Source organism: Rhodovulum sp. YNF3179, assembly GCF_050586465.1.
Classification (GTDB): domain Bacteria; phylum Pseudomonadota; class Alphaproteobacteria; order Rhodobacterales; family Rhodobacteraceae; genus CAJXYS01.
Genome location: NZ_JBOCEG010000003.1, coordinates 76,024 through 100,994, shown reverse-complemented (window position 1 = coordinate 100,994; position 24,971 = coordinate 76,024). Strand labels below are relative to the sequence as shown.

Genomic DNA, 24,971 nt, shown 5'->3' with positions numbered 1-24,971 from the left:
GGCGCGTGTCACGCGGGCCGGGCCAGCGACAGGGTGCGATAGCGCAGGATCTCCTCCGGCAGCGCCTCGATCCCCAGCCCGTGCAGGTCCGGGATCCGCCAGCACCCGTCCCGCATCCGTGCCCCCGGCGTGCCGAAAGCGTCGCGCAGCGGGTTGGGGTTCACGTCCACCTCCAGGAGCCCCGCGCCCCCGGCCGCGGCCAGCAGATGGGCCGAGGCGGCGAGCCCGACGCCCCCGCCCAGGAAATGCGGGCAGGCCAGCCGCCCGGCCCCGATGGCGGCGCGCATGGCGCCGAGACAGCCGGTCACCCCGCCCCACTTGGCGAGATCGGGCTGGATCACGGCGAGATGCCCCGCCGCCGCCGCGCGTGCGAAGGCCGCCCTCCCGGCGATGTTCTCGCCCCCCGCGAGCGGGATCGGGCAGGCACCGGCCAGCCGGGCCCAGTCAGCATCGGGCGCATCGGCCGGGATCGGCTCCTCAAGCCAGCCGAGCCCGCAGGCGGCCACCTGCCCGGCGAAATCCAGGGCCGTCCGGACGTCCCAGGCCTGGTTGGCATCCGCGAAAAGCCGCTCTCCCGGCGCCAGCGCGGCCGCGGCCGCGCGGATGCCCGCGACATCCGCGTCCATGTCGAAGCCCACCTTGACCTTGAAGGCCGTGAACCCCGCGGCGCGGGCCGCCGGGATCGCCTCGGGCGCGTCGGCGATCTTGATGCCGCTCGCATAGGCCGGGACGGCCCCGGGCGCATCCGCGCGCAGGACCCGGCCAAGCGGCATCCCGGCCCGGCGCGCGAATAGATCCTGCGCCGCGGTGTCGAGCCCCGCGATCCCCTGCGCGAAAGGCCCCCATTCCCCGCATTGCAGGGCGCGGATACGGGTCTCGGCGGTGAGCGCGTGGAAAAGATCGCCCGGCCGCGCGATCTCCCGGCCCAGCAAGAGATCGGCGATGTCCTCCATCACCAGCCGCGCGCGGTGCTCGGCCCCGGCGGCGGGCCAGTTGGCAAACACCTCGCCCCAGCCGAAGGCGCCGTCGGTGTCCTCCAGCCGGACGAAGACGGCGGGACGGTCCCGCATGACGCCGAAGGACGTCTCCACCGGCCGGTCGATGGGCACGCGGAAGACCTCGGCGGCGAGCCGCGCGATGCGGACCGGCGCGGTCAATGGCCGGCGCCGGAGGGCGCCGGCAGGCCGGCGATCCGAACGTTGACGCAGGCCGGCTTGCCGCTGGCCACCGCGCGGGCGAGCGCCGCGTCCAGATCCGCCGCCTCGGTCACGTATTCGCCGTGCCCGCCGAGCGCCGCCACCGCCGCGTCGTAGCGCGCGCCGCTCAGCTCGCATGCGATCAGCCGGTCGGGGCCGTAGTCGCGCAGCTGGATCTGGTGCTCGGCGTTCCAGCACGCGTCGTTGCCGATGACCGCCACGACCGGCAGGCCGGCCCGGGCCGCGGTCTCGAACTCGGCCAGGTGAAAGCCCACCGTGCCGTCCCCCATCAGGGCGAAGACCGGCGCCGCGGGCCGCGCCGCGCGTGCGGCGATGGCATAGCAGATCCCGCCCCCGATCGCGCCCGAGGGGCCGTTGATGACACGTGCCGCCGGGCGCAGGCCCGCCTGCGCCCATTGCCCGAATTCGCCGCCGTCGCAGACCGCGACCGCGCCCGGATGCGCCGCCATCGCGCGCTGCACGGCCGCGGTCAGCTCCGCCGGGGTGACGCGCCCGTCGGGATCGCCCGGATCCGGCGCGCGGGCGGCGGTGCGCCGGGCGGCCTCGTCGCGCCAGCCGGCGCGGTCGGCCGCGGGGCTGCCCCGGGAAAGCGCCTCTGCCAGGGCATGCGGATCGGCCTCCAGCGCGCGGTCGAGCCGGTCGCCAAGATTGGCCCGCGCCATCTCGAGCGCCGGCGTCTCGGCATCGACGACGATCCAGCGCGCGCCCGCGGCGAAAGCCTCGGCCTTGCCGAGCCCGAGGGTGAAATCCACCCGCTTGCCGAGCGCCAGGATCAGGTCCGCCTGCCCCAGCACGCCCTTGAGGTCACCGAGCGCCGGATCGCCCAGCCCGCGCGGGCTTTCCATCGGCAGGACCGGCGCGCCCAGCGCCGCGGCCAGGCGGTCGGGCAGATCGCCCGCGCGCGTGGCCGTCATGGCGGGCCCGGCCAGGATGACGGGCCGCGCGGCCCCGTCCATCGCCACGCGCAGCGCGGCGACGGCCTCCTCCGCAGGGGCCGCGCGGTCGGGCCGGCAGGCGGCCCGGTCGGGGACCGGCGCACCGGTCTCCGCGTTCAGAACGTCGAAGGGCAGCGCGAGATGCACCGGCCCGGGCCGCCCGGCGGCCGCAAGCCGCAGCGCGCGGGCGGTCTCCTCGCCCATGCGGTCGGCGCTGGCAGGCCGCGCGGCGTGCTTCACCCATGGCGCGGAGGCCGCGCACTGGTCCATCTCCTGGAAGCCCCCCCGCCCATCGAGCGCCACGGGCGCGTCGCCCGAGAACAGGAGAACCGGGCTTTCCGAGGCGCGCGCGGAATACAGCGCCCCGAGCGCGTTGCCGAAGCCCGGCGCGGCGGTGACCAGCGCCACCCCCACCTCGCCCGTCAACTGCGCCCAGGCATCGGCCATGAAGACCGCGGCGGCCTCGTGGCGGGTGTGCAGGATGTCGATCCCGGCATCGATGCAGGCGTCGTAGACCGGCATGATCTGGTTGCCCGAGAGGCTGAAGATCCGCCGCACCCCGGCGGCCGCCAGCGTCGCGGCCAGAAGGTCCGCTCCTCGCATGTCGTCTGTCCTTTCCGTTGATCGGCGGTTCAGCCCGCCCGCGTCTCCGCCGCCGCGCGGCGCTGGCGCCGCGCGTCCCGGTGGCCCTTCACCCCGGCGCGGACGATGGCCACCACCGTGATCAGCGTGACCGTCCAGAAGAACCAGGTGATCGGCCCGCGGGCCAGGATCCACGGGGAACTTCCCGACATCAGCATCGACTGGCGGAAATTGTCTTCCAGCAACGGGCCGAGGATGAAGGCGATCAGGAAGGGCGCGGCCGGGATGTTCGCGCGCAGCATGATGTAGCCAAGCCAGCCCATCGCGAACATCACGCCCACGTCGAAGATGTTGTTGTTGACCGCGTAGACCCCGTAGACGCAGAGCACCATCACCGCCGGGAACAGCACGCCGCGCGGGATGTCGGCCACGTAGCGGAACGCCCGGATCGAGATCGAGCCGACGAAGAGCAGCAGCACCGAGCTGATGATCAGCCCCATGAACATGCCGTAGATGATGTCGACGTTCATGATGAACATCATCGGGCCGGGCTGCAGACCGTGGATCATGAAGGCGCCGATGATGATCGCGGTGATCACGTCGCCCGGCACGCCCAGCGCCAGCAGCGGGATCAGCGTGGCGCCGGCGACGCCGTTGTTGCCCGCCTCGGAGGCCGCGACGCCCTCGATCTCGCCCTTGCCGAAATTCTCGCGGTTCTTGGATTTCCGCCGTGCCTCGCTGTAGGACAGGAAGGCCGAGGGCGCGGCGCCGATGCCCGGGATCGAGCCCAGGAAGACGCCGATCAGGCTGCCGCGGATGATCGAGCGGAAGCAGCGCTTGTATTCGGCGAAGGTCACCCATTTGGACCCGAGGCTGCGGGTCTTGCCGTCGGCGCTGGCCGGGTTCCAGACCATGTTGAGGATCTCGGGGATCGCGAAGAGACCGATCAGCACCGCGATGAAGTTGAGCCCGCCCATCAGGTTCGGATCGTTGAAGTTGAAGCGGTTGGTCCCGTAGACCAGGTCGAGCCCGACGGTGGCGAAGAGCAGCCCCAGCACCGCGCTGAAGATGCCCTTGAGCAGGCTGTCTCCCGACACGCCCGCGATGATCGTCAGCGAGAAGAGGATCAGCGTGAAGAACTCCGGCGGGCCGAAGTTCAGCGCGAAGGAGGCGAGGATGCCGGCGAACATGATCAGCGCCATGTTCGAGATCAGGTCGGCCGTGCAGGAGGCGTAGAGCGCCATGCCGAGCGCCTTGCCCGCCTGGCCCTTCTCGGCCATCGGGTAGCCGTCCAGCACCGTCGCCGACGAGGCCGGCGTGCCGGGTGTCTTGATCAGGATCGCGGGGATCGAACCGGCGAAGATGCCGCCCTTGTAGACCCCCAGCAGCAGCAGGATGCCGGTGATCGGCGCCAGCGAGAAGGTGAAGGGCAGCGTCAGCGCCACCGCCATGGTCGCCGACATGCCCGGGATGGCCCCCGCGATCACGCCGACGGTGACGCCGATCGCCAGGGCAAGGAAGCTTTCGACATTCGCGACGAGGGCGAGCCCCGCCATGATGCTGTCAATGAAACTCACGGCAACCTCACGAAATCGCCCTGGGGCACCGCGACGGACGCCACGTGGGCAAAGAAGGCATAGAGGATGAGCGGCACCGCGACGGCCGAGACCAGCGCGGGCAGCGGGTGGCGGGTGCGCATCAGGAAGGCCGCGGCGGCGAAGGCCAGCATCGAGGCCCAGACCATGCCGAGCCGCGGGATCGCCGCGGCGTAGACCGCCATCAGGACCGCCATCGCGCCGAGCCGCATCCAGGCTTCGGTCCCGTGCGCGGGCGCGTCCGCTGCGTCGTCAGGCGCCGCCACGATCTCGCGGCTGCCCATGATCAGAAGTCCCGCGCCCACCAGCGCCAGGACGCCGGACAGCGCGTAGGGCCAGAAGACCGGCGACAGCACGACGTTGGAGACGTTGCCGGGGGTCGTGACCCAGGTCGGAATGGCGAAGAGGAAGAGAAATGCGGAAAGCGCCAGAGACGCGAGCCCGATCGTGAAATGCGACGACTTCAGCATGTAATCCCCCTGAGATCGGGGCCGCGGCGCAGGTCGCCGCGGCCCCGGACCGGATCAGCCTTCGATCCGCATGCCAAGGTCATCCACGAGCTCGCGGAAGACCTCGTACTGGGTCTCGATGAATTCCTGCGATTCCACCGGATCCATCAGCCGGATGACCGAGCCGCGTGCCTCCATCTTGGAGACAAACTCCTCGTCGGAGGTCGCCGCGGCAAGCCATTCACCCCATTTCGCGGCGATGTCGTCCGGCAAGCCGTCCGGTCCCGCGATGCCGGTCCACCCGACGAGCCGCTGGAGCTGCGGCATGTCGAGATCCGCCGAGGTCGGCGCGTCGAAGCCCACCACCGGCTCGGCCGTGGTCACCACGAGCGGCTTCAGCTGCTCGTTGGTGACGAAGCTCGCCAGCGCCGAGGAGTTGGTGCAGATAAAGGTCGCGGTGCCGTTCAGCACGGCGGTCGCCGCCGCCCCGCCGCCCTTGAGCGGGATGTGGATGGCGGATTCGACGGGGTTCTCGACGCCGAACTCCCGCAGCATCATGGCGCCCGCGAGGTGCAGCAGCGAGCCGACGCCGGACGAACTGTAGCTGACGGTGCCGGGGTTCGCGTTCACCTCCGCGACCAGGTCCTCCATGCTGTCGTAACCCGAGTCGGGATGCACGGCGCAGGCCACCGGGTTGATCTCGTAGACGCCGACGAAGCGGAAATCGTCCAGCGTGTAGGGCAGCGTCGCCTTCATCGCCGGGTTCACCGTGTGCGAGCCGACGCGGGCGAACAGCATGGTGTAGCCGTCGGGATTGGCGTTCTGGACCGACACGGAGCCCGTCGCGCCGCCCGCGCCGGTGCGGTTGACCATGACCAGCGGGTTGTCGACCGCCGTGGTCAGCGGCTCGGAAATCGTGCGCGCCGAGATGTCGGTCGCACCACCCGGGCCGTAGGGAATCACCATGGTGATCGGTCGCTCGGGATATTCGGCCACGGCCATCGAGGCCGTTACGCTCACGGCTGCCGCGATGGTGGCGCCTTTCACGAGATGTCGCATTCTAGTCCTCCCAGTTTCGGTTTTCCTTGCGGGCGCCCGTCGCTGCCGTTGGCCGGCGCCCAGATATTGTCATTTGACGGCTTGTTGACACAGGTTAAAAGTAAGATATTTTTAGCGATAGTGATATCTTCTTACCCGGAACGCAATATTTTCTTACAATAAGAGGCGGCTCTCTTGTGTCCATCCGCAATCTCAGAACGCTCATTGCGGTGGCCGATCACGGAACGTTCAGCGCCGCGGCGGAGGCCGTTTTCGTCACCCACGCCGCCGTCAGCCAGCAGATGAAGGCGCTGGAGCAGGAGTGGCAGGTTTCCCTCTTCGACCGCTCGAGCCGGACATCCAGCCTGACCCCGCTCGGCCATGCCCTGGTGGCAGAGGCGCGCAAGGTCGTCGCCGCCTATGACAGCATCGTGCCGGCGGCGCTCGGCGACGGGGGGCTGGCCGGGGAACTCACGCTCGGCGCGGTACCGACGGCGTTGACCGGGATGGTGCCGTTTTCGGTGGCGATGCTCAAGGACGATTACCCGGATCTGCACGTCCGCGTCGTGCCCGGCGCCACCATCGATCTCGTCGAACAGCTCGAGCGCGGCGCGCTCGATGCCGCGGTGATCACCAAGCCGCTCTCGGTCCCGGCCACCACCGACTGGCACGAGATCGCCGTCGAGCCGCTGGAACTGATCGCCGCCGCCGAGACCGAAAGCGAGGATCCGCGCGAGTTGCTGGAGACCAACCCCTTCATCCGCTTTTCCCGCAAGGCCGTGGTGGGCGCGATGATCGATCATTGGCTGCGCGACCGGGGAATCCGCGTCGCCGACAGCATGGAACTTGAGAACCTCGAGGCGATCTCGTCCATGGTCTATGCCAATCTCGGGGTCTCCATCGTGCCGCGCCAGTCGGTCGTCGTGGCCGACCGGCTGCCGCTGCGCCGGATTCCGCTGGGGGATTCGAACGCGGTACGCGTGATGGGCGTGCTCTCGCGGCGGGACCGCGTGAAGGTCCGGGTGCTCGAGGAATTGCGGGCAAAGCTCCAGAAAACCGTCGAAATCGGGCGCTTCGATCCGCGCCGGCAAACACCCGCGGAGACCACCACGGGGGATAGCGAAAGGAAACCGACCAATGACTGAAACCATCCGCTACGACGCCGCCGAGGGCGGCCGGATCGAGGCCGACCTCTATCCGGGCGGCGCCCACGGGGTGCTGCTTGCCCATGGCAAGGTCTTCGACAAGGACAGCTGGGCAGAGCTCGCCACGGGGCTGCAGGGGGCGGGCTACACCGTGCTGGCGCCCAACTTCCGCGGCTACGGCGAATCGACCGGCGACGGCGCGCCCAAGACCTATGCCGCGGACGTGGCCGGCGGGCTGGCCGCGCTGCGCGCCCGCGGCTGCGGGCCGGTCTCGGTGATCGGCGGATCGATGGGCGCCGTCGCCGCGGCCGAGGCCGCGATCGCGGGCCTGGCCGGCGAGGTGGCGCTGCTGATGCTGCTCTCGCCCCGCCAGATGAGCGCGCCGGAAGACCTGGCCGGCGGTCACGTGGCCTTCGTGGTCAGCGAAGACGAGGACTGCGCGGCGGATGTCCGCGCCATGTACGACGCCTGCACCGCCGAAAAGAGCCTCGAGGTCTATCCCGGCGCCGCCCATGCGCAGTTCCTCTTCGACTCCGACCAGGCCGAGGCGCTGAACCAGCTGATCCGGGACCGCCTGCAGGCGGCGAGCACCGCCGCCGCATGACCCTCGAGACCGTAGTGGTCATCCTCCTGGGCGGTTTCTGCGGCGGCTTCGTTACCGGTTTGGCCGGGTTCGGCCTGTCGCTCTTCGCGCTCAGCTGGTGGCTGCAGGTGATGCCGCCCGTCCAGGCGGTGCCCGCGGCGCTGGTCATGTCGGTGGTCAGCGGGCTGCAGGGCGTCTACCTGGTGCGCACCTCGGTCGACTGGCCGCGGCTGCTGCGCTTCCTGTTGCCGGCGCTGCTGGGCATCCCGCTCGGGCTGATGCTGCTCGACGTCATCGACTCGCGGTCGCTCAAGCTGGTGATCGCCGGTTTCCTGATCCTCTATGGCGGCTTTTTCGCCTTTCGCCGCGAGCTGCCGAACCTCACGCGCCCCACCCCGGTGATCGACGGCGGTATCGGGTTCGTCAGCGGCTTCCTGGGCGCGGTGGCCGGGCTATCGGGCGCGCTGCCCACCATGTGGTCGGCCATGCGCCGCTGGGGCAAGTCCGAACGGCGGGCGCTGCTTCAGCCTTTCAACGTGGCGATCCTCGGCATCTCGGCCGCGATCCTGGCGGTCACCGGCGATATCGGGCGGCAATCGCTGATCACCATGGCGCTGGCGCTGCCGGTCACGATCATCGCCACCCAGATCGGGATCCTGGTGTTCAAGCGCGTGTCGGACACGGCCTTCCAGCGATTGGTGATCGTGCTGATGTTCATCTCGGGGCTCGGGCTGATGCTGCGCGAGCTGATGATGGCCTGAGCCTCAGCCCAGCGCACCCTCCGCCCGCAGCGCGGCGATCTCGGCGGCGCTGAAGCCCGCCTCGAGCAGCACGGCCTCGGTGTCGCGGCCAAGCGTCGGCGCGGGCGCGGGCGCGGGCGTCTCCCAGGCGTCGGTCTGCACCGGGCTGCCCGGAACCGCGACCTCCATCCCCAGTTCCGGCACGGGCATCGACCGCATCAGCCCGCCCGCCCGCATCTGCGGATGGGCGAGGATCTCGGCCAGCGTGCGCAGCTTTGCGGCCGGCACATGGACCGCCGCCAGGCGGGCCTCCCAGGCCGCGGCATCGCGCGCCTGGAACGCCGCGCGCAGGGCGGCGGCGATCTCGGCCTCGGGCGCGCCGGGCAGGTCCGGCAGGCCCAGCGCCTCGGACAGGCGGCGGGCCTGCGGCGCCGTGTTCGCGGTGATGACGAGCTGGCCGTCGGCGGTGTCGAAGACGCCCGAGAACGGGCTGTCGGAAAAGGCGCGGTTGCCCTCGAGCCCGCGCAGCGTCCCGGTGGTCTGCCAGTGCACCGCATAGGCCGCCATCATCGCCACGAGACTGTCGAGCATCGGCACGCCGAGATACTGCGCCCCGCCCTGCCCGGCCCGCCGCCGGTGGAGCGCCGCCAGGATGCCGAGCGCCGCCTGCTGCCCGGCGATGTAGTCGACGATCGGGAACCCCACGCGCAGCGGACCGCTTTCCGCGGTCCCGGTCATCGCCATCATGCCGGAGATGCCCTGAAGGATATGGTCATAGGCCGGCGCGCCGGCGAGCGGGCCGTCCTGGCCGTAGCCCGTCAGGCTGCAATAGACGATATCGGGGCGGACCGCGCGCACCGCCTCGAAGCCGACGCCGAGCCGGTCCACCACGCCGGGGCGGAAGTTTTCCATCACCACGTCGGCGCCCGCGGCGAGCCGCAGGCAGGCATCGCGCCCGGCCGCGGTCTTGAGATCGAGCGCGACCGACCGCTTGCCCGCGTTCTGGCTGAGGAAGGACGCCCCGAGCCCCGCGGCCTTCATCGCCTCGGTGCCGCCGTGGCGGCGCACGAAATCGGTGCCGTCGGGATGCTCGATGCGGGTCACCTCGGCACCGAGCAGGGCGAGCTGGTAGGTCGCGAAGGGGCCTGCCAGGACATGGCTCAGGTCCAGCACCCGGATTCCGTCGAGCGGCGGCGCCCCCGCCATGGCTCAGATCAGCTCGTCGGAGCGGTCGTCGGTCTCGCCGAAGCGTTTCAGAACGGCCGGGCGGGTGCCCTCGTAGACCTTGTCGAGATTCTCGGCGATGCGGGCGTTCTCGCGCTCGAAGAGGCTGTTGCCCTCGAGATCGCTCTCGACGATGAACGGCCCGAAATTTTCCACCTCGATCACCCACATCGCCTGGGCGAGGCCCAGTTCCTTGCGCCAGTGGACGGCCTTCACGCCCTTCACCCCGCGCCCGAGCAGCGCGCCAGTCCCGTAGCCCACCGTCGTCAGGTAGATCGCGCCGTTGGGCACGAAATGCTCGCGGTAGTCCTTGGCGCTCATGCCGCCCTTGCCGAGGATCAGCCTGGCGCCGGATTTCTGGAACCAAGCCCCGATCCACTTGCTGAAGCGGAACGAGGCCGTGGCCGTCACCGCGCCCATCTTGACGTTGCCGTCATCGTCCTGGGTCGCGGCGGGCGAGCAGTGGAAATTCGCCGCGCTTTCGGCCGGCAGGTCCAGCGGCAGCGGTTCGCCCTCCTCGAGGGCGCGCTTGTAGACGCCCTCGCGCCCTGTGTAGACCGTGCCGTCGAGATAGACGATGTCGCCGATGCTGAGCTTTTCGAGCTCTTCCCGCGAGGGGTTGGTGCTCAGGCGGATTTGCTTTGGCTTTCCGTCGGCTGCCATGCGACCGTCTCCCTGCGTTGATAATCGGTGAACCACTGCGGATCGGTGCGGTATTCCACCCGCCCGTCGGCGTGGATCCGCGCCACCGCGCGGCGCGAGGACAGGCAGAAAGCGTGGACGCTCATCTGCATGCCGCCGGTATGGCAGTAGCCGACCTCGATATGGCAATCGATCACCATGTTCTTGCCGACGAAGCCCATCGCGCCCATGCCGATGGAATTGCCGAGTTCCTTGAACTCCTCTTCCAGCTTGGCGATCTCGGGGTCGGGGTTGCGGTCGCCCACGGTGCGCAGGCAGGCCGCGCGCTTGCCGAGCACCATGCAGGTGTCCTTTGAGCCCCCGAGCCCGATGCCGATGATCGCCGGCTGGCAGGCCAGCCCGCGCTTGCCGAAGGCCACGAGGCTGTCGAGGTAGAAGCGCTTGATCCCCTCGATCCCGTCGGAGGGGAACAGCATGCGGTAATCGGTGCCGAAAAGCCCGCCCTTGTGCACCGTGATGAGGTCGATCCACTCGCCTTCGGGTTCCGGCTCGAAACCGTATTCGATCTCGGGGGCGTTGATACCGACGTTGTTGTCGTGGTCGGTGCGCCAGAGCGGGTGCACCCGGTTCGGGCGCAGCGGCACGCCGTTGGTGGCGTTGGCCGTGGCCCGGCGGAGCGCCTCTTCCAGCGCGATCGGGCCGCCCTCGACGCGGGCGTCGTTGCTCATCTTGACGTACCAGCGCGGGCAGCCGGTGTCGCCGCACATGGCGCGGCGGTCCTCCTTGGCGGCCTCGTAATTCTCCAGCATCGCCTGGAGCACGAAGGAGGACAGGTCGCCCTCCTCGTCGGCCGCCGCGGCCTGCAACCCGGTCAGGTAATCGTCGGGAATCTCGATCGCGGCCTTGTCCATCAGGGACTCGGCGGTCGTCTGGATCGTGTCTATGGGTATCATTGTGCTGCCACCAGTGTTTCGGCCTCGTCCTCTTTCAGCAGGGTCTCGCCCGGGCGGACGATGCTGAACTCGACCGCCTCGCGGGTGACCTCGGTCTCGCCGTCAACCTGCCGCGCCACGGTGAAGTAGGAGCTTTCCAGGTCGCCCGTCTCGGGGAAGTCCTCGCGGTAATGGGCGCCGCGGGAATTCTCGCGCCAGAGCGCGGCGCGCGCGATAACGTCGGAAATCTCCACCAGGCTCTGCAGGTTCAGCCAGTCGTGCCAGGTGAGGTTGAAGGCCAGGTTGTCGTCGGCGACGCCGATCTCCTTCAGCTCGGCGCCGATCTCGGCCACGCGCGCGGCGCCGCGCTTCAGGCCCTCGGCGTCGCGCAGGACGCCCACGTCTTCCCACATCGCGTCCATCAGCGCCTCGCGCAACGGCTGGATCGGCTGCGCCTTGCGGGTGAGCGGATGACGGGCGCGGGCGATCTCGGCCTCGAGCACGGCCTCGTCGGGCGTGCGCAGCGACGTCATGGCGCGGGCGTCCGCCGCCATCACGTCGCCCGCGACACCGCCATAGACGGTCGAGTTCGCCACCCCGTTGCCGCCCAGCCGGTTGGAGCCATGCGCGCCGCCCGCATCCTCGCCCGCGACGTAGAGCCCGGGAATGGCGGTGCGCGTCTCGGGGTCGACCACGACGCCGCCCATGAAGTAATGCGCCGTCGGCACCACCTCGACCCGGCCGCCAGCCAGGTCGAAGCCGCAATCGGCGCAGCGCTTGACCATGCCCTTGAACTGGCTGGCGACCTTGTCGGGGCCGAGATGGGCCATCGAGATGTAGACCCCGCCATTCGGCGTGGTGCGGCCGGCGCGCATCTCGGCATACATGCCGCGGCTGACCACGTCGCGCGTCGCCCGTTCGCCGTGATCGTCGTAGTCGAACATGAAGCGCTGCCCGTCGCCGTTCAGCAGGTAGCCGCCGGCGCCACGCAGGCCCTCTTCCAGAACGGTGCCGGTCATCCGGGTGCCCAGCCCGGCCAGAAGCCCGGTGGGATGGAACTGCACCATCTCCATGTCGCGCAGCGGCAGGCCGAGGCGCAGCGCCATGGCCAGCCCGTCCATCGTCTTGTCGCCCGAGGGGGTGTGATAGCGGTACATGGTCGGCCCGCCCCCCGTGGCCATCAGCACCGTCTTGGCCCGGACGAAGCGGAAGGCGCCGCGCCGCATGTCGATGAAGAGCACCCCGGCCAGGCCCTCGCCGCCCTTGGCGGGGATCAGGCCGATGGCGCGATGTTCCTCGAGCTTCTCGACCGGGCGGGCGAGAACCTGTTCCATCAGGCGGCTGATGATCTCGATACCGGTCAGGTCGCCCTTGTGCACGGTCCGGTCGGCGGTCTGCCCGGCAAAGGCCTTCTGGTGCAGCGTGCCGTCCGGGTTGCGGTCGAAGAAGCAGCCGATCTCGTTTTCCAGCTCCGTGATCCGCTCGACGGCGGTCTTGCAGAGTTTCCAGGCCATGTCCTGGTCGGGCAGCCACTTGCCGCCCTTGATCGTGTCCATGAAATGCCGCTCGACCGAATCGCCGGTGCCGACGGCCACGTTGTAGCCGCCCTGCACCATGCGGGTGCAGCCGCATTTCCCGATCAGCCCCTTCACCGCGATGGTGATCTTCTGCTCGGGCGCGGCCTGCTGCGCGTGGAGCGCGGCGAAGAGCCCGGCGCCCCCGGTGCCAAGGATAAGGATATCGGTGTCGTGGCGTTCGATCTGCATCAGACGGCCCTCAGAAGGAAGAGCCCCGCGACGAGGAAGGCCAGCGCCGCGGCCGCCGCCGCATAGGCCTTCTGGCGCCCCGACCAGGGCAGGAATTCGAGCGCGATCAGCCGCAGCCCGCCGAACATGTGCACCGCCAGCAGGAAGACGAGGCCGAACTCGGCCAGCTTCACCGCGGGCAGATCGGCCCAGTGCAGGAACCCGTCCAGCCGCGCCGGGTCGGTCAGCGCGAAGGAGAGCACCCAGAAATGCAGCGGCAGGAACAGCGCCAGCAGCAGCCCCGAGACGCGGTGCAGCGCGTAGGCATACCAAAGCGGGTGCGACCTGTGGGTCCGCGCCAGGCTCATGCCGCCGTCACGGCGTAGACCGCCCGTGCCCCCATCGCGAAGAGCCCCAGCCCCGCGGCCCAGGTGAAGATCGCCAGCCCCGTGCCGCGCAGCCCCGCCATCTCGTGCAGGATGGCGCGCAGGCCGATCGCGGCATGGACCGAGACCGCCGCGACGAACAGCCCGTAGAACGCCGCCCAGCCGAGCGAACCCTGCGTGCGCCCGAGGATCTCGGCCGCCGAAAGCCCGCCCTGTATCGCGTAGACCATCACCGCGATATGGGTCAGCACCAGCGGTGCCATCAGGATGGCGGTGATCCGTTGCAGCATGTAGAGCCGGAGATCCAGCATCGCTCAGCGCCTCCACTTGAAGAAGGACTTGGCCGTCTCGCGCTTGAGCCCGGCGATCGAGGCGGTCGGGTTCAGTTCGTTCGGGCAGTGCTGCACGCAGCCCTGCTGCGAATGGCAGTTATGGCAGCCGCCGCCGCCCGAGACCGCGGCGAGCCGCGCGTCGCGCGCGCCGTCCTTCTGATCGTTGACCAGCGTCCAGGCCCGGTTCAGCGCCGCCGGGCCGAGGTAATCGGGGTTCGCCGCCACCACGTCGCAGGCAGCGTAGCAGATCCCGCAATTGATGCATTCGATGGCGTTGTCGATCTCGACGCGCTTTTCCTCGCGCGGGTCGATCTTCGGGATCTCGTGGGTGCGGGTCGCGGTGGGATGAAAGACGCCCTCGGCCGCCACCCACTTGTCGAAGAACCCGCTCATGTCCGCGGCCAGGTCCTTGATGACCGGCATGTTCCGCAGCGGCGCGATTTCCAGGATGCCGCCGTCGAGCACCTTCTGGACATGGGTGCGGCAGGTCCAGCGCGGCTTGCCGTTGACCGTCATCGCGCAGGAGCCGCACATCCCGACCCGGCAGGCGTACCGATAGGAGAGCGAGGGATCGGCGTTCTGCTGGATCCAGGTCACCACGTCGAGAATGGTCTGGTTTTCGCGCTCGGGCACCTCGAAGGACTCGTATCTCCCCTGGTCGCCCTGCCCGCGCCACACGCGGACCGTCATATGCGTTTCACGCTCTGCCACGATATCGACCGCATTTCCCATTTTTGCGTCGCCCTACAGACTAATTCGTTACATTCCCTAACACAACGGAACTAATTCTTACCCGTAGCGTCATATTTGCTTTCACAACGGCGCGGATTGCATGGCTTGCTGCGAAGCCATGCAGAGGGCGCATAGCGACTTTGCGCCGCCGGCTGTTGCTGCAGCGCGGCATACGCGTATGTAACGGGTCAAAGACAGACCGGAGAGACACATGGCCCTCATCGACCGCACCCCCCTGCAGCACGACGCCCCCGTCCTGGCCCCGCTGGCCGCCGCCGCCGCGGCGATTGCCGGGTTGTTCGACGGCGTTCTGCGTGCCGCCCGGCTGGCCGATCGCGCGCGCCTGCTCGCCGCGTCCGACGCCGCGCTCGCCGCGGAAGGCCTTGACCGGGACGCGCTCTGCGACGCGCTGCGCGACGAGATTTCCGGCACCGCCTGAGGCCCCTTGCCCCGGGGCGGGACGCCGCGCCGCGGGGCGGCAAGGCAGAAGATGCTTGCCTTGGACGTCCGGCATCGACAACACTTTCCTATCCGCCGCTATGCTGCCCGGTCCGCGTTGGGGAACGCGCCCGCCTGGCAGAGACGAGGATCGCGATGGAAAAGAAGCTGCTGATTGCGGAAACCGAAGAGAACGGCGCGCTCGCCTGGCTCTGGATGGCCCGTCCCAACGCGGTGCCGCGGGCGGTGTCGCCACACGAGGTGGGGCACCTGCCGCTCGACGAATGGGAAATCCACGGCGCGTCCCGTGACGCGGTGAAGCTCTGGGTGACCCGGCACGCCGAGAACTGAGACCGGCCGCGCGCCCGGACCCGGCCGCCCCCGCGCGGCCCCTGTCGACGCGCCCGGAAAAACCATTGGATCAGGCCCCGTTAGCCCGTCGCCGCGGCCGTGATGCGCCGTGGCCTGGCCCGCGCCCTGCCCGCCCCGGCGCGCGGCGCGGAGGGCCGCGCCCGCGGGCTGACGCTACGGCATTGCGTCCACGCGTTGCCACGGGTGCAGCGATCCCTTGCCCGTCGGCACGGTGCTGTTAATCTAGCGTCACAGTCGAACGGCCCCCGCGAACCGGGGCCGCTACAACAGGGAGACCTAGCCTATGAAACCGACGACCGGCCTTCTTGCCGCCGCGCTGCTCGCGACCACCGCGATCGGCGCCCCGGCCGAAACGCTGCGCTGGGCGCGCGCGGGCGATTCGCTCACGCTCGACCCGCATGCCCAGAACGAGGGCCCGACGCACACGCTGGCCCACCAGATGTACGAGCCCCTGATCATCCGCGACATGACCGGGGCCTTCCAGGCCGCGCTCGCCACCGACTGGGCGCCCAAGGACGGCGATCCGAACGTCTGGGTGTTCAACCTGCGCCAGGGCGTCACCTTCCATGACGGCGCCGCTTTCACCGCCGAGGACGTGGTCTTCTCGATCAACCGCGCGAAATCCGAGAACTCCAACATGAAGGAGCTGCTCTCCTCGATCACCGAGGTGCGCGCGGTGGGCGATCACACCGTGGAATTCGTGACCGACGGGCCGAACCCGATCCTGCCCTCGAACCTCACCAACCTGTTCATGATGGACAAGGGCTGGGCGGAGGCCAATGGCGCGGTCGACGTGCAGCAGGTCGAGGCGGGCGAGACGACCTTCGCTTCCACCAACACCAACGGCACCGGTGCCTACAAGCTCGTCTCGCGCGAGCCGGACGTGAAGACCGTGCTCACCCAGAACGAAGATTACTGGGGCATGGACCAGTTCCCGCTGGACGTGACCGAGATCGTCTACACCCCGATCCAGAACGCCGCGACCCGCGTCGCCGCGCTGCTCTCCGGCGAGGTGGACTTCATCCAGGACGTGCCGGTGCAGGACCTCGGCCGCGTGGCCGACACCGAGGGGCTGGTCGTCAAGACCGCGCCGCAGAACCGGGTCATCTTCTTCGGCATGAACATGGGCGCCGACGACATCGCCAATGACGACGTCGAGGGCGCGAACCCGCTGGCGGACGTGCGCGTGCGCAAGGCCATGTCGATGGCCATCAACCGCGAGGCCATCCAGCAGGTGGTGATGCGCGGGCAGTCGCAGCCCGCGGGCATGATCGCGCCGCCCTTCGTCAACGGCTGGTCGGAAGAGATGGACCAGGCGACCACCGACATCGACGCCGCCAAGGCGCTGATGGCAGAGGCGGGCTACGGCGACGGGTTCTCGATCCAGCTCGACTGCCCGAACGATCGCTACATTAACGACGAGGCGATCTGCCAGGCGGCCGTCGGCATGCTGGCCCAGATCGGGGTGACCGTGAACCTCGACGCCAAGCCCAAGGCGCAGCACTTCCCGCTGATCACCAACGGCGAGACCGACTTCTACATGCTGGGCTGGGGCGTGCCGACCTACGACTCGGAATACATCTTCAACTTCCTCGTCCACACCCGCGGCTCCGAGCGCGGCAGCTGGAACGGGACCGGCTACTCCAACCCGGAGCTCGACGAGATGATCGTGAGCCTTGCCTCCGAGACCGATCTCGACGCGCGCAACGCCACCATCCAGTCGATCTGGGAAGTGGTGCAGGACGAGCAGCTCTACATCCCGATCCACCACCAGGTGCTGAACTGGGGGATGACGGATGCCGTCGGCATCGATGTCAGCCCCGAGGACGACCCGAAGATGAAGTTCTTCACCATGAACTGAAGCATGGGCCGGGCCTACGGGCCCGCCCCGCCGGCGCCGTGCTCCGTTCCGGGGTGCGGCGCCGTCCTGTAACGGAGCCGCCATGCTCGCCTACATCATCCGACGCGTCGCCCAGTCCGTCCTCGTGCTGCTCGTCGTGGGCCTCGTGGCCTTCTCGATGTTCCGCTTCGTCGGCGACCCGGTCGATAACATGCTGGGCCAGGAGCGCACCCAGGCCGATATCGAGCGCCTGCGCGAGACGCTGGGACTCGACCAGCCCTTCCCCGTCCAGTACTGGCGCTTCCTCGAACAGGCGGCGCAGGGCAATTTCGGGCTGAGCTACCGCCAGGGCCGCGAGGTCGGCGACATCCTGCTCGAACGCCTGCCGGCGACGCTGGAACTGGCCTTCGTGTCGGGGATCTTCGCCATGGTGGCGGGGATCGGGCTGGGTGTCTTCACGGCGATCCGGCGCCGCGGCGTCGCGGCCAACGCGATCATGACGCTGAGCCTTGTCGGCGTGTCGCTGCCGACCTTCCTGATCGGGATCCTGCTGATCTACCTCTTCTCGGTCGAGCTCGGATGGCTGCCGTCCTTCGGGCGCGGCGCGGTCACCTCCGTCGGCGGATGGTGGACAACGGGCTTCCTGACCGAAAGCGGGCTGAAGGCGCTGATCCTGCCGGCGATCACGCTGGGGCTCTACCAGATGACGCTGATCATGCGGCTGGTGCGCACCGAGATGCTCGAGGTGCTGCGGCAGGATTACATCCGCTTCGCCCGCGCCCGCGGGCTGCGCGAGCGCGCGATCAATTTCCACCACGCGCTGAAGAACACGCTGGTGCCGGTGATCACCATCACCGGTCTGCAGCTCGGCTCGATCATCGCCTTCGCCATCATCACCGAGACGGTGTTCCAGTGGCCGGGCGTGGGACTCTTGTTCATCAACGCGATCCAGTTCGTCGACATTCCCGTCATGGCCGCCTACCTGATGCTGATCTCGGTCATGTTCGTGGGCATCAACCTGATCGTCGACCTGCTCTATTTCGCCATCGATCCGCGCCTGCGCGTGGACCGCACATCGGGGAAGACGACATGAGCGACACCCCCCTCAGCCCCGTGCGCGAGGCCCGTGCCATGCGCCGGCTCAAGCGCGCCTGGGACAGCGATTTCGCCTATTCCTTCCGCCGCGCGCCGGTGGCGGTGATCAGCTTCCTCGTGGTGCTGACGCTGGTGCTGGCGGCGGTCTTCGCGCCGCTGATCGCGCCGCACGATCCCTTCGACCCGGCGACGCTGAACCTGATGAACGGCTTCACGCCCCCGGGCGAGGCCAACGCCTTCACCGGCGAGTTCTTCCTGATGGGCACCGACGACCAGGGCCGCGACGTCTTCTCGACGATCCTGTTCGGGATGCGGATCTCGCTCTTCGTGGGGTTCGCGGCGGTGCTGCTGGCGATGGTGATCGGCGTCACGCTCGGGCTGGTGGCGGCCTATATCGGCGGCTGGACCGAGACGATCATCATGCGGATCGCCGATGTGCAGCTGACCTTCCCGGCGATCCTGGTGGCGATGCTGATCTTCGGCATCGCCAAGGGCATCACGCCGCCGGAATACCGCGACCAGATGGCGATCTGGGTGCTGATCCTGGCGATCGGCCTGAGCGACTGGGTGCAGTTCGCCCGCGTGGTGCGCGGCGCCACGCTGGTCGAGAAGAACAAGGAATACGTGCAGGCCGCGCGGATGATCGGGCGCTCGGGCCCGGGGATCATGCTGCGCCATATCCTGCCCAATGTGCTCAACCCGGTTCTGGTGATCGCCACGATCAGCCTGGCGCTGGCGATCATCGCCGAGGCGACGCTCAGCTTCCTGGGCGTGGGCGCGCCGCCGACGAAGCCGTCGCTGGGCACCCTGATCCGCATCGGGCAGGAATTCATGTTCTCGGGCGAGTGGTGGATCCTGTTCTTCCCCGCCGTCACCCTGCTCGCGCTGGCGCTCTCGATCAACCTGCTGGGCGACTGGCTCCGCGACGCGCTGAACCCGAGGCTGAGATGACCCAGACCACAGACGCGCCCCCCGTGCTTTCCGTCCGCGACCTCGTGGTCGAGATTCCCACCCGCGCGGGCATCCTGCGCCCGACCGACGGCGTCAGCTACGACATCCGCCGGGGCGAGATCCTGGGCGTCGTGGGCGAATCCGGCGCCGGCAAATCCATGACCGGCAACGCGGTGATCGGGCTGCTGGACCCGCCGGCGCGGATCGCCGGGGGCGAGATCCTCCTCAACGGGCAGCGGATAGACCGTCTGCCGCGGGACAAGATGCGCCATATCCGCGGCGACAAGATCGGCATGATCTTCCAGGACCCGCTGACCTCGCTCAACCCGCTGCTGACCATCGGCGACCAGCTGACCGAGACGATCCTCGAGCATCTGGACGTCTCGCAGTCCAAGGCGCGGGAGCGGGCTATCGCCGCGCTCGAAGAGGTCGGCATCCCGGCGGCGCGGTCGCGCATCGACAGTTACCCGCACGAGTTCTCGGGCGGCATGCGCCAGCGCGTCGTGATCGCGCTCGCGCTCTGCGCCGAGCCGGACCTGGTGATCGCGGACGAGCCCACCACCGCGCTCGACGTCAGCGTGCAGGCGCAGATCATCGCGCTGCTGAAGCGGCTCTGCCGCGAGAAGGGCGTCGCGGTGATGCTGGTCACCCACGACATGGGCGTGATCGCCGAAGCCGCGGACCGCGTTGCGGTGATGTATGCCGGCCGGCTGGTGGAACTCGGCCCGGTGCAGGAGGTCGTCGAGACCGCGCGCCATCCCTATACGGCCGGCCTCATGGCCTCCACCCCGCGGGCGAGCCTCGGCCACCGCCGGCTGCGCCAGATCCCGGGCGCCATGCCGCGGCTGAACGCCCTGCCAACGGGCTGCCCCTTCCATCCGCGCTGCGACCGCGCTGAAGAGAAATGCCGCCAGGAGCCGGCCCCCAGCCTCGGGGCCTGCGGGGGCCGCGCGGCCTGCTGGTTCCCCCTTGACCCCGAGAAAGAGGAAAACGCTGCATGAGCTCGCTGATTTCCGTCCGTGGGCTGACGCGCATCTTCGACGTTTCCAAGCCCTGGCTGAACCGCGTTCTCGAACGCCGGCCCAAGGCCTACCTGACCGCCGTCTCCGACGTCGATTTCGACGTCGAGGAAAAGACCGTCTACGCGCTGGTGGGCGAGAGCGGGTCGGGCAAGTCGACCATCGGCAAGATCGTCGTGGGGCTACTGTCGCCCAGCGGGGGCAGCGTCGAGATCGAGGGCATCGACCTGTCCCATGAACCGGATGCCGCCAAGGTCGACCGGATTCGCTCGGACGTGCAGATGATCTTCCAGGATCCCTATGCCTCGCTCAACCCGCGCTGGCGGGTGCGCGACATCATCGTCGAGCCGGTGAGCCACCGCGGCGGCGATACCGAAGGCCTGGCCGAGAAGCTTCTGGAACAGGTGGGGCTCTCGGCCCATGACGCGTCGAAATTCCCGCACGAGTTCTCGGGCGGGCAACGCCAGCGGATCTGCATCGCCCGCGCGCTCGCCTCCAACCCGCGGGTGATCGTCTGCGACGAACCCACCTCCGCGCTGGACGTGTCGGTGCAGGCACAGGTGCTGAACCTGATGAGCGACCTGCGCGAGGAATTGGGGCTGACCTATCTCTTCATCAGCCACGACCTGACGGTGGTCCAGCACATGGCCGACCGGATCGGTGTGCTCTATCTCGGCCGGCTGGTCGAGGAGGCCCCGCGCGACCGGCTCTTCACCGAGCCGAAGCATCCCTATACCCAGATGCTGTTCGACGCGGCCCCGCGCATGGACGCCTTCGGCCGCGAGGTGAACCCGCCCCAGGGCGAGATCCCCGACGCGATCAACCCGCCCTCGGGCTGCGCCTTTCATCCGCGCTGCCCCATCGCGACGGAACGCTGCGCGCGCGAACGCCCGGAGATGCGCACCATCGGCGACACCCGCGTGGCCTGCCACCTCGCCGAGTGACCGCGCGGGGGCCTGGCGCAAAGGCGCTTTCCCACCGCGGCGCGCGTGCTACCCTTTGCGCATAGCCGCGACGGAGACTGCCATGGCCACGCTTGCCCGGAGATTCGCCTCCCTGACCCTCGCCGCCCTGCTCGCGGCCGCCCCCCCGCTTTGGGCCGACGACACCGAAAGCGTGACGCGCCACGGGATCTCGGCCTTCGGCGGGCTGAAATACGGGCCGGACTTTCCGCATTTCGACTACGTCAATCCCGACGCGCCCAAGGGCGGGACGATGAGCTTCCGCGGCACCGGCGCCTCGCGAACCTTCGACAGCCTCAACGCCTTCATCCTTGCAGGCGAACCCGCGCAGGGGCTGGCGCGGCTCTACGACACGCTGCTGGTTCCCGCCCACGACGAGCCGGACTCGGTCTATGGCCTGCTGGCCGAGACCATCACCTACCCCGAGGACCGCAGCTGGGTGATCTTCCGCCTGCGCGACGGCGCCCGCTTCGCCGACGGCGAACCGGTGACGGCGGAGGACGTCGTCTTTACCCTCGAGACCCTGCAGGCCCAGGGCGCGCCCACCTACCAGATCCGGCTGAAGGACGTGGCCCGCGTCACCGCGCTTTCGGCGCGCGAGGTGCGTATCGACTTCGCCGACGATGCCTCGACGCGGGACCTGATCGCCGATGTGGGCCAGATCCCGGTCCTGCCGGCGCACTACTACGAGACGGTGGAATTCGCCCGCTCGACGATGGAGCCGCCGCTGGGCTCGGGGCCATATGTCGTCGACGGCGCCGATGCCGGGCGGCAGATCACCTATTGCCGCAATCCAGACTACTGGGGCGCCGATCTGCCGGTGAATGTCGGGAAGGACAATTTCGACTGCGTCCGCTACGAGTATTACGCCGACAACACGGGCGCCTTCGAGGCCTTCAAGACCGGCGGATACCTCTTCCACGAGGAATTCACCTCGGCGCTCTGGGCGACGAATTACGACTTCCCCGCGCTCGACCGGGGCTGGATTCTGCGCGAGGAAATCGCCGACGATCGCCCCTCGGGCGCGCAAGGCTTCTGGCTGAACCTGCGCCGGGCGCAATTCGCCGACCCGCGGGTGCGCGAGGCCATCGCGATGATGTTCAACTTCGAATGGTCGAACCGGACGCTGTTTTACGGGCTTTACGAACGCACCGACAGTTTCTGGGAAAACTCCGGCATGCAGGCCGAGGGCCTGCCGGAGGGCGACGAGCTGGCGCTGCTCGAGACCTACCGCGACCAGCTGCCCGAGCGGGTCTTCACCGAGCCCGCCGTCACCCCGCCCGTGCAGAGCCCCGAGCGCGGGCTCGATCGCGGCACGCTGCGCGCGGGCAAGCGGCTGATGGAGGCGGCCGGCTGGCGCCCCGGCCCCGAGGGCCTGCTGCGCAACGCCGAGGGCCAGACCCTGCGCGTGGAGTTCGTCTCGGCCAGCGCCGGGTTCGAACGGATCGTCCTGCCCTTCATCGACAATCTCAAGCGGCTCGGGGTGAACGCGATCTATACCCGCGTCGATCCCGCGCAGATGCAGCAGCGCCAGGAGGAGTTCGATTACGACGTGGTGATCGGCCGCTTCATCCTGCCGCTCAGCCCCTCGATCGAGCTGCGCACGCTCTTCGGCAGCGAAAGCGCCGCGGCACAGGGCAGCCCGAACCTCGCCGGGGTGCAGGATCCGGTCGTGGACGCGCTGATCGAACAGGTGATCGCCGCCCCCGACCGCCGCACGCTGGAGACGCGGGTCGAGGCACTCGACCGGGTGCTGCGCGCCAAGCACATCTGGGTGCCCAACTGGCACAAGGGCTCGCACTGGATCGCCTACTGGGACGTGTTCGGCAAACCGGCCAAGAAACCGCCCTATGACCGCGGCATCGACTACTGGTGGTGGGACCAGGAAAAATACGACGCGCTCAAGGCCGCCGGCGCCCTGCGCTGACCCCTGCCCCGGCCCGGAGCGGCTTCGGATCTGGCCCGTATCGTGCTATCCTCGCGCCAGTTCCGGTGACCTTTCGTGACGTGATCGATCTCGTACTGGCTGGAATTGGGGGAAAATCCATGACCGTAGAACGCAGCATCCTGCTGGTGGTGGGCCTCGTCGTTCTCGCGACGGTTCTGCTCGCCGCCTATCACAACATCAACTGGCTCTGGGTGACGGGTCTTCTCGGCGCGCATCTCGTGCAGGCCTCTTTCACCGGCATCTGCCCGGTGGTGATGACGCTCAAGAAGATGGGGCTGCCGTCGAAGCCCGGCTTCGCCTGACCTGACCGGCTGGGCGCGCCGGGTCAGGAGAGGTCGAAGGGGGTGAAGCTGTCGGCGCGTGCGCGGCGCCAGCGCATGCGATAGCCGAAGCGGTCGTCCTCGCCGCCCTCCTGCAGCAGGAAACCCTCGGGCATGTAGGGGTAGATCTCGTCACCCGTGACCATGTCGCGGTCGCCCTCGCGCATCAGCAGATGGTGCGGCATGAACTCGCCGGGATGCTCCAGGCCGGCCGCACCGGTCATCTCGGCGATGGCGTGGAGCGTGTTGGCGTGGAACCGCGCCACGCGCTCTGACTTGTCCGGCACGTCGAGCGCACGGGCTCGCAGCGGATCCTGCGTCGCCACGCCGACCGGGCAGCAATTCGTGTGGCAGGCCTGCGCCTGGATGCAGCCGATGGCGAACATGAAGCCGCGGGCGGAATTGGCCCAGTCCGCGCCCAGCGCCATGACCTTCAGGATGGTAAACGAGCTGACCAGCTTGCCCGAGGCGCCGATCCGGACCCGGTCGCGCAGCCCCGCCCCCCGCAGCGTGTTATGCGCGAAGGTCAGCCCCTCGATCAGCGGCATGCCGAGGTGATCGGCGAATTCCACCGGGGCGGCGCCGGTCCCGCCCTCCTTGCCGTCGATGACGATGAAATCCGGCACGATCCCGGTCTCGAGCATCGCGCGGACCATGCACATGAACTCGCGCCGGTGCCCGATGCAAAGCTTGAAGCCCACCGGCTTGCCGTCCGACAGATCGCGCAGCCGGCCGATGAACGCCATCATCTCGACCGGCGTCGAGAACTCCGGATGCGCGGCGGGCGAGATGCAGTCCTGCCCCATGGGGATGCCGCGCGCCTCGGCGATCTCGGGGGTGATCTTGGCGGCCGGCAACATGCCGCCATGGCCGGGCTTGGCGCCCTGGCTGAGTTTCAGCTCGATCATCCGAACCTGCGGATCGGCCGCCTGTTCGCGAAAGCGGTCCGGGTCGAAACGGCCCTCGGGCGTGCGGCAACCGTAATAGCCCGAGCCGACCTCGTAGATCAGGTCGCCGCCCCCCGCGCGGTGATAGCGGCTGATACCGCCCTCGCCCGTGTCATGGGCGAAACCGCCCATCTTCGCGCCCTTGTTGAGCGCCAGGATCGCGTTGCCCGACAGCGCGCCGAAGCTCATCGCCGAGATGTTGTAGATCGAGGCCGCGTAGGGCTGGCGGCAATCCGGCCCGCCGATGGTCACGCGGAAATCCGGGTCCGCGACCGTCTTCGGCACCGAGGAATGCGTCAGCCATTCATAGCCGGCGTCGTAGACCCGCTGGCGGCTGCCGAAGGGACGCTTGTCCTCGACGCCCTTGGCGCGCTGGTAGACGAGCGAGCGCTGGTCGCGCGAGAACGGCTCTTCATCCGCGTCGCTCTCGATCAGGTACTGGCGGATCTCGGGGCGGATGCCCTCGAAGAGGAACCGCATATGGCCAAGGACCGGGTAGTTGCGCAGGATCGCGTGCGACCGCTGAAGCACGTCGTAGAGGCCGAGCGCGGAGAGAAACCCGAAGAGCGCCAGCGGCACCAGGAACCAGGCACTGAGCAGAAGCCCGGCGAGCGAGACCAGTGTCAGCGCGACCGCCCCGCCGAAGACCGCGAAGCGTTTCAAGACCGGAGCCCCCCGGCTACGGGGCGCGCGCCGCGCGAGGCGAGATGGGGCATCGCGGATCTCCTCTGTCGCGGCCGCACGGGCCATCCGGGCGAAGCATAGCCCCGCGCCCGCCGGAGGCCAAGCGCCTGCCGCGCGG

The 24,971-nt window shown here is 69.1% G+C and carries 25 protein-coding genes; 12 read left to right on the top strand and 13 right to left on the bottom strand.

What is annotated here, in order from left to right:
• Positions 1-8: 8 nt before the first annotated feature.
• The 5 genes from ACQ5SP_RS05785 to ACQ5SP_RS05765 are packed head-to-tail and all read right to left on the bottom strand — an operon-like array spanning position 9 to position 5,837.
• The gene (locus tag ACQ5SP_RS05785) at positions 9-1,157 is read right to left on the bottom strand and encodes a mandelate racemase/muconate lactonizing enzyme family protein (protein ID WP_430937375.1); all 1,149 of its coding nucleotides are present in this window, start codon (positions 1,155-1,157) and stop codon (positions 9-11) included.
• Positions 1,154-2,755, bottom strand: coding sequence for a thiamine pyrophosphate-binding protein (locus ACQ5SP_RS05780; protein WP_430937373.1), 1,602 nt, complete (start codon positions 2,753-2,755; stop codon positions 1,154-1,156). Before ACQ5SP_RS05780 ends, ACQ5SP_RS05785 begins: the two co-directional genes overlap by 4 nt.
• A 29-nt stretch (positions 2,756-2,784) precedes the next feature.
• Positions 2,785-4,311 (bottom strand): tripartite tricarboxylate transporter permease, encoded by a 1,527-nt coding sequence (locus ACQ5SP_RS05775; protein WP_430937371.1) that lies wholly within the window; start codon positions 4,309-4,311, stop codon positions 2,785-2,787.
• On the bottom strand, positions 4,308-4,799 hold the full coding sequence (locus ACQ5SP_RS05770) for a tripartite tricarboxylate transporter TctB family protein (protein WP_430937369.1): 492 nt from the start codon (positions 4,797-4,799) through the stop codon (positions 4,308-4,310). The genes ACQ5SP_RS05775 and ACQ5SP_RS05770 overlap by 4 nt, the downstream gene beginning before the upstream one ends.
• A gap of 54 nt (positions 4,800-4,853) precedes the next feature.
• Positions 4,854-5,837, bottom strand: a complete 984-nt coding sequence (locus ACQ5SP_RS05765) for a Bug family tripartite tricarboxylate transporter substrate binding protein (protein WP_430937367.1) — start codon at positions 5,835-5,837, stop codon at positions 4,854-4,856.
• Positions 5,838-6,013: 176 nt separating this feature from the next.
• On the opposite strand from ACQ5SP_RS05765, the gene ACQ5SP_RS05760 reads away from it, so the two are divergent.
• Genes ACQ5SP_RS05760 through ACQ5SP_RS05750 form a run of 3 tightly spaced genes read left to right on the top strand, consistent with a single transcriptional unit; the run spans position 6,014 to position 8,305 of the window.
• On the top strand, positions 6,014-6,961 hold the full coding sequence (locus ACQ5SP_RS05760) for a LysR family transcriptional regulator (protein ID WP_430937365.1): 948 nt from the start codon (positions 6,014-6,016) through the stop codon (positions 6,959-6,961).
• The gene (locus ACQ5SP_RS05755; RefSeq protein ID WP_430937363.1) at positions 6,954-7,565 is read left to right on the top strand and encodes an alpha/beta hydrolase; all 612 of its coding nucleotides are present in this window, start codon (positions 6,954-6,956) and stop codon (positions 7,563-7,565) included. The genes ACQ5SP_RS05760 and ACQ5SP_RS05755 overlap by 8 nt, the downstream gene beginning before the upstream one ends.
• Positions 7,562-8,305 (top strand): sulfite exporter TauE/SafE family protein, encoded by a 744-nt coding sequence (locus tag ACQ5SP_RS05750; RefSeq protein ID WP_430937361.1) that lies wholly within the window; start codon positions 7,562-7,564, stop codon positions 8,303-8,305. Before ACQ5SP_RS05755 ends, ACQ5SP_RS05750 begins: the two co-directional genes overlap by 4 nt.
• A gap of 3 nt (positions 8,306-8,308) precedes the next feature.
• On the opposite strand, the gene ACQ5SP_RS05745 is transcribed toward ACQ5SP_RS05750, so the two are convergent.
• The 7 genes from ACQ5SP_RS05745 to ACQ5SP_RS05715 are packed head-to-tail and all read right to left on the bottom strand — an operon-like array spanning position 8,309 to position 14,235.
• Entirely contained in the window at positions 8,309-9,490 is a 1,182-nt protein-coding gene (locus tag ACQ5SP_RS05745) for a CaiB/BaiF CoA transferase family protein (RefSeq protein ID WP_430937359.1), read from the bottom strand.
• Between the two features lie 3 nt (positions 9,491-9,493).
• Positions 9,494-10,171 carry a fumarate hydratase C-terminal domain-containing protein gene (locus ACQ5SP_RS05740; RefSeq protein WP_430937357.1) on the bottom strand — a complete coding sequence of 226 codons (678 nt, stop codon included), beginning with the start codon at positions 10,169-10,171 and terminating at the stop codon, positions 9,494-9,496.
• Positions 10,135-11,103 carry a fumarate hydratase gene (locus tag ACQ5SP_RS05735; RefSeq protein WP_430937355.1) on the bottom strand — a complete coding sequence of 323 codons (969 nt, stop codon included), beginning with the start codon at positions 11,101-11,103 and terminating at the stop codon, positions 10,135-10,137. Before ACQ5SP_RS05735 ends, ACQ5SP_RS05740 begins: the two co-directional genes overlap by 37 nt.
• Complete coding sequence (locus ACQ5SP_RS05730; RefSeq protein WP_430937353.1) at positions 11,100-12,848, bottom strand: L-aspartate oxidase; 1,749 nt, start codon at positions 12,846-12,848, stop codon at positions 11,100-11,102. Before ACQ5SP_RS05730 ends, ACQ5SP_RS05735 begins: the two co-directional genes overlap by 4 nt.
• Positions 12,848-13,195: a succinate dehydrogenase, cytochrome b556 subunit gene (gene sdhC / locus ACQ5SP_RS05725; RefSeq protein WP_430937351.1), complete on the bottom strand. Its 348-nt coding sequence runs from the start codon at positions 13,193-13,195 to the stop codon at positions 12,848-12,850. The genes ACQ5SP_RS05730 and sdhC overlap by 1 nt, the downstream gene beginning before the upstream one ends.
• On the bottom strand, positions 13,192-13,524 hold the full coding sequence (locus ACQ5SP_RS05720) for a succinate dehydrogenase (RefSeq protein ID WP_430937349.1): 333 nt from the start codon (positions 13,522-13,524) through the stop codon (positions 13,192-13,194). The genes sdhC and ACQ5SP_RS05720 overlap by 4 nt, the downstream gene beginning before the upstream one ends.
• Positions 13,525-13,527: 3 nt before the next feature.
• A complete protein-coding gene (locus ACQ5SP_RS05715; protein ID WP_430937347.1) occupies positions 13,528-14,235 on the bottom strand; it encodes a succinate dehydrogenase/fumarate reductase iron-sulfur subunit in 708 nt (235 codons plus the stop codon).
• 253 nt (positions 14,236-14,488) lie between these two features.
• On the opposite strand from ACQ5SP_RS05715, the gene ACQ5SP_RS05710 reads away from it, so the two are divergent.
• From ACQ5SP_RS05710 to ACQ5SP_RS05670, 9 genes are all read left to right on the top strand, one after another.
• Complete coding sequence (locus ACQ5SP_RS05710; RefSeq protein ID WP_430937345.1) at positions 14,489-14,716, top strand: hypothetical protein; 228 nt, start codon at positions 14,489-14,491, stop codon at positions 14,714-14,716.
• 155 nt (positions 14,717-14,871) lie between these two features.
• Positions 14,872-15,066: a hypothetical protein gene (locus tag ACQ5SP_RS05705; protein ID WP_430937343.1), complete on the top strand. Its 195-nt coding sequence runs from the start codon at positions 14,872-14,874 to the stop codon at positions 15,064-15,066.
• A 304-nt stretch (positions 15,067-15,370) separates the two neighbouring features.
• Complete coding sequence (locus ACQ5SP_RS05700; protein WP_430937341.1) at positions 15,371-16,948, top strand: ABC transporter substrate-binding protein; 1,578 nt, start codon at positions 15,371-15,373, stop codon at positions 16,946-16,948.
• A gap of 82 nt (positions 16,949-17,030) precedes the next feature.
• Entirely contained in the window at positions 17,031-18,020 is a 990-nt protein-coding gene (locus ACQ5SP_RS05695) for an ABC transporter permease (protein ID WP_430937339.1), read from the top strand.
• Positions 18,017-18,973 (top strand): ABC transporter permease, encoded by a 957-nt coding sequence (locus ACQ5SP_RS05690; protein ID WP_430937337.1) that lies wholly within the window; start codon positions 18,017-18,019, stop codon positions 18,971-18,973. Before ACQ5SP_RS05695 ends, ACQ5SP_RS05690 begins: the two co-directional genes overlap by 4 nt.
• A complete protein-coding gene (locus ACQ5SP_RS05685) occupies positions 18,970-19,974 on the top strand; it encodes an ABC transporter ATP-binding protein (protein WP_430937335.1) in 1,005 nt (334 codons plus the stop codon). Before ACQ5SP_RS05690 ends, ACQ5SP_RS05685 begins: the two co-directional genes overlap by 4 nt.
• Positions 19,971-20,936: an ABC transporter ATP-binding protein gene (locus ACQ5SP_RS05680; protein ID WP_430937333.1), complete on the top strand. Its 966-nt coding sequence runs from the start codon at positions 19,971-19,973 to the stop codon at positions 20,934-20,936. Before ACQ5SP_RS05685 ends, ACQ5SP_RS05680 begins: the two co-directional genes overlap by 4 nt.
• An 82-nt stretch (positions 20,937-21,018) precedes the next feature.
• On the top strand, positions 21,019-22,881 hold the full coding sequence (locus ACQ5SP_RS05675; RefSeq protein ID WP_430937331.1) for an extracellular solute-binding protein: 1,863 nt from the start codon (positions 21,019-21,021) through the stop codon (positions 22,879-22,881).
• A gap of 119 nt (positions 22,882-23,000) precedes the next feature.
• Positions 23,001-23,204, top strand: coding sequence for a YgaP-like transmembrane domain (locus ACQ5SP_RS05670; protein WP_430937329.1), 204 nt, complete (start codon positions 23,001-23,003; stop codon positions 23,202-23,204).
• 23 nt (positions 23,205-23,227) lie between these two features.
• Here the strand turns inward: ACQ5SP_RS05670 and ACQ5SP_RS05665 are convergent, their stop codons facing one another.
• Complete coding sequence (locus ACQ5SP_RS05665; protein WP_430937327.1) at positions 23,228-24,919, bottom strand: FMN-binding glutamate synthase family protein; 1,692 nt, start codon at positions 24,917-24,919, stop codon at positions 23,228-23,230.
• Positions 24,920-24,971: the final 52 nt, after the last annotated feature.

Excerpts from the sequence above, each read along its gene's own strand:
- ACQ5SP_RS05720 (WP_430937349.1), bottom strand. The coding sequence starts at position 13,524 with ATGCTGGATCTCCGGCTCTACATGCTGCAACGGATCACCGCCATCCTG.
- ACQ5SP_RS05705 (WP_430937343.1), top strand. The coding sequence starts at position 14,872 with ATGGAAAAGAAGCTGCTGATTGCGGAAACCGAAGAGAACGGCGCGCTC.
- ACQ5SP_RS05710 (WP_430937345.1), top strand. The coding sequence starts at position 14,489 with ATGGCCCTCATCGACCGCACCCCCCTGCAGCACGACGCCCCCGTCCTG.
- ACQ5SP_RS05675 (WP_430937331.1), top strand. The coding sequence starts at position 21,019 with ATGGCCACGCTTGCCCGGAGATTCGCCTCCCTGACCCTCGCCGCCCTG.
- ACQ5SP_RS05685 (WP_430937335.1), top strand. The coding sequence starts at position 18,970 with ATGACCCAGACCACAGACGCGCCCCCCGTGCTTTCCGTCCGCGACCTC.
- ACQ5SP_RS05770 (WP_430937369.1), bottom strand. The coding sequence starts at position 4,799 with ATGCTGAAGTCGTCGCATTTCACGATCGGGCTCGCGTCTCTGGCGCTT.
- ACQ5SP_RS05780 (WP_430937373.1), bottom strand. The coding sequence starts at position 2,755 with ATGCGAGGAGCGGACCTTCTGGCCGCGACGCTGGCGGCCGCCGGGGTG.
- ACQ5SP_RS05735 (WP_430937355.1), bottom strand. The coding sequence starts at position 11,103 with ATGATACCCATAGACACGATCCAGACGACCGCCGAGTCCCTGATGGAC.
- ACQ5SP_RS05765 (WP_430937367.1), bottom strand. The coding sequence starts at position 5,837 with ATGCGACATCTCGTGAAAGGCGCCACCATCGCGGCAGCCGTGAGCGTA.
- ACQ5SP_RS05665 (WP_430937327.1), bottom strand. The coding sequence starts at position 24,919 with ATGGCCCGTGCGGCCGCGACAGAGGAGATCCGCGATGCCCCATCTCGC.
- ACQ5SP_RS05690 (WP_430937337.1), top strand. The coding sequence starts at position 18,017 with ATGAGCGACACCCCCCTCAGCCCCGTGCGCGAGGCCCGTGCCATGCGC.
- ACQ5SP_RS05740 (WP_430937357.1), bottom strand. The coding sequence starts at position 10,171 with ATGGCAGCCGACGGAAAGCCAAAGCAAATCCGCCTGAGCACCAACCCC.
- ACQ5SP_RS05715 (WP_430937347.1), bottom strand. The coding sequence starts at position 14,235 with ATGACGGTCCGCGTGTGGCGCGGGCAGGGCGACCAGGGGAGATACGAG.
- ACQ5SP_RS05670 (WP_430937329.1), top strand. The coding sequence starts at position 23,001 with ATGACCGTAGAACGCAGCATCCTGCTGGTGGTGGGCCTCGTCGTTCTC.
- ACQ5SP_RS05680 (WP_430937333.1), top strand. The coding sequence starts at position 19,971 with ATGAGCTCGCTGATTTCCGTCCGTGGGCTGACGCGCATCTTCGACGTT.
- ACQ5SP_RS05755 (WP_430937363.1), top strand. The coding sequence starts at position 6,954 with ATGACTGAAACCATCCGCTACGACGCCGCCGAGGGCGGCCGGATCGAG.
- ACQ5SP_RS05750 (WP_430937361.1), top strand. The coding sequence starts at position 7,562 with ATGACCCTCGAGACCGTAGTGGTCATCCTCCTGGGCGGTTTCTGCGGC.
- ACQ5SP_RS05745 (WP_430937359.1), bottom strand. The coding sequence starts at position 9,490 with ATGGCGGGGGCGCCGCCGCTCGACGGAATCCGGGTGCTGGACCTGAGC.
- ACQ5SP_RS05730 (WP_430937353.1), bottom strand. The coding sequence starts at position 12,848 with ATGCAGATCGAACGCCACGACACCGATATCCTTATCCTTGGCACCGGG.
- sdhC (WP_430937351.1), bottom strand. The coding sequence starts at position 13,195 with ATGAGCCTGGCGCGGACCCACAGGTCGCACCCGCTTTGGTATGCCTAC.
- ACQ5SP_RS05695 (WP_430937339.1), top strand. The coding sequence starts at position 17,031 with ATGCTCGCCTACATCATCCGACGCGTCGCCCAGTCCGTCCTCGTGCTG.
- ACQ5SP_RS05700 (WP_430937341.1), top strand. The coding sequence starts at position 15,371 with ATGAAACCGACGACCGGCCTTCTTGCCGCCGCGCTGCTCGCGACCACC.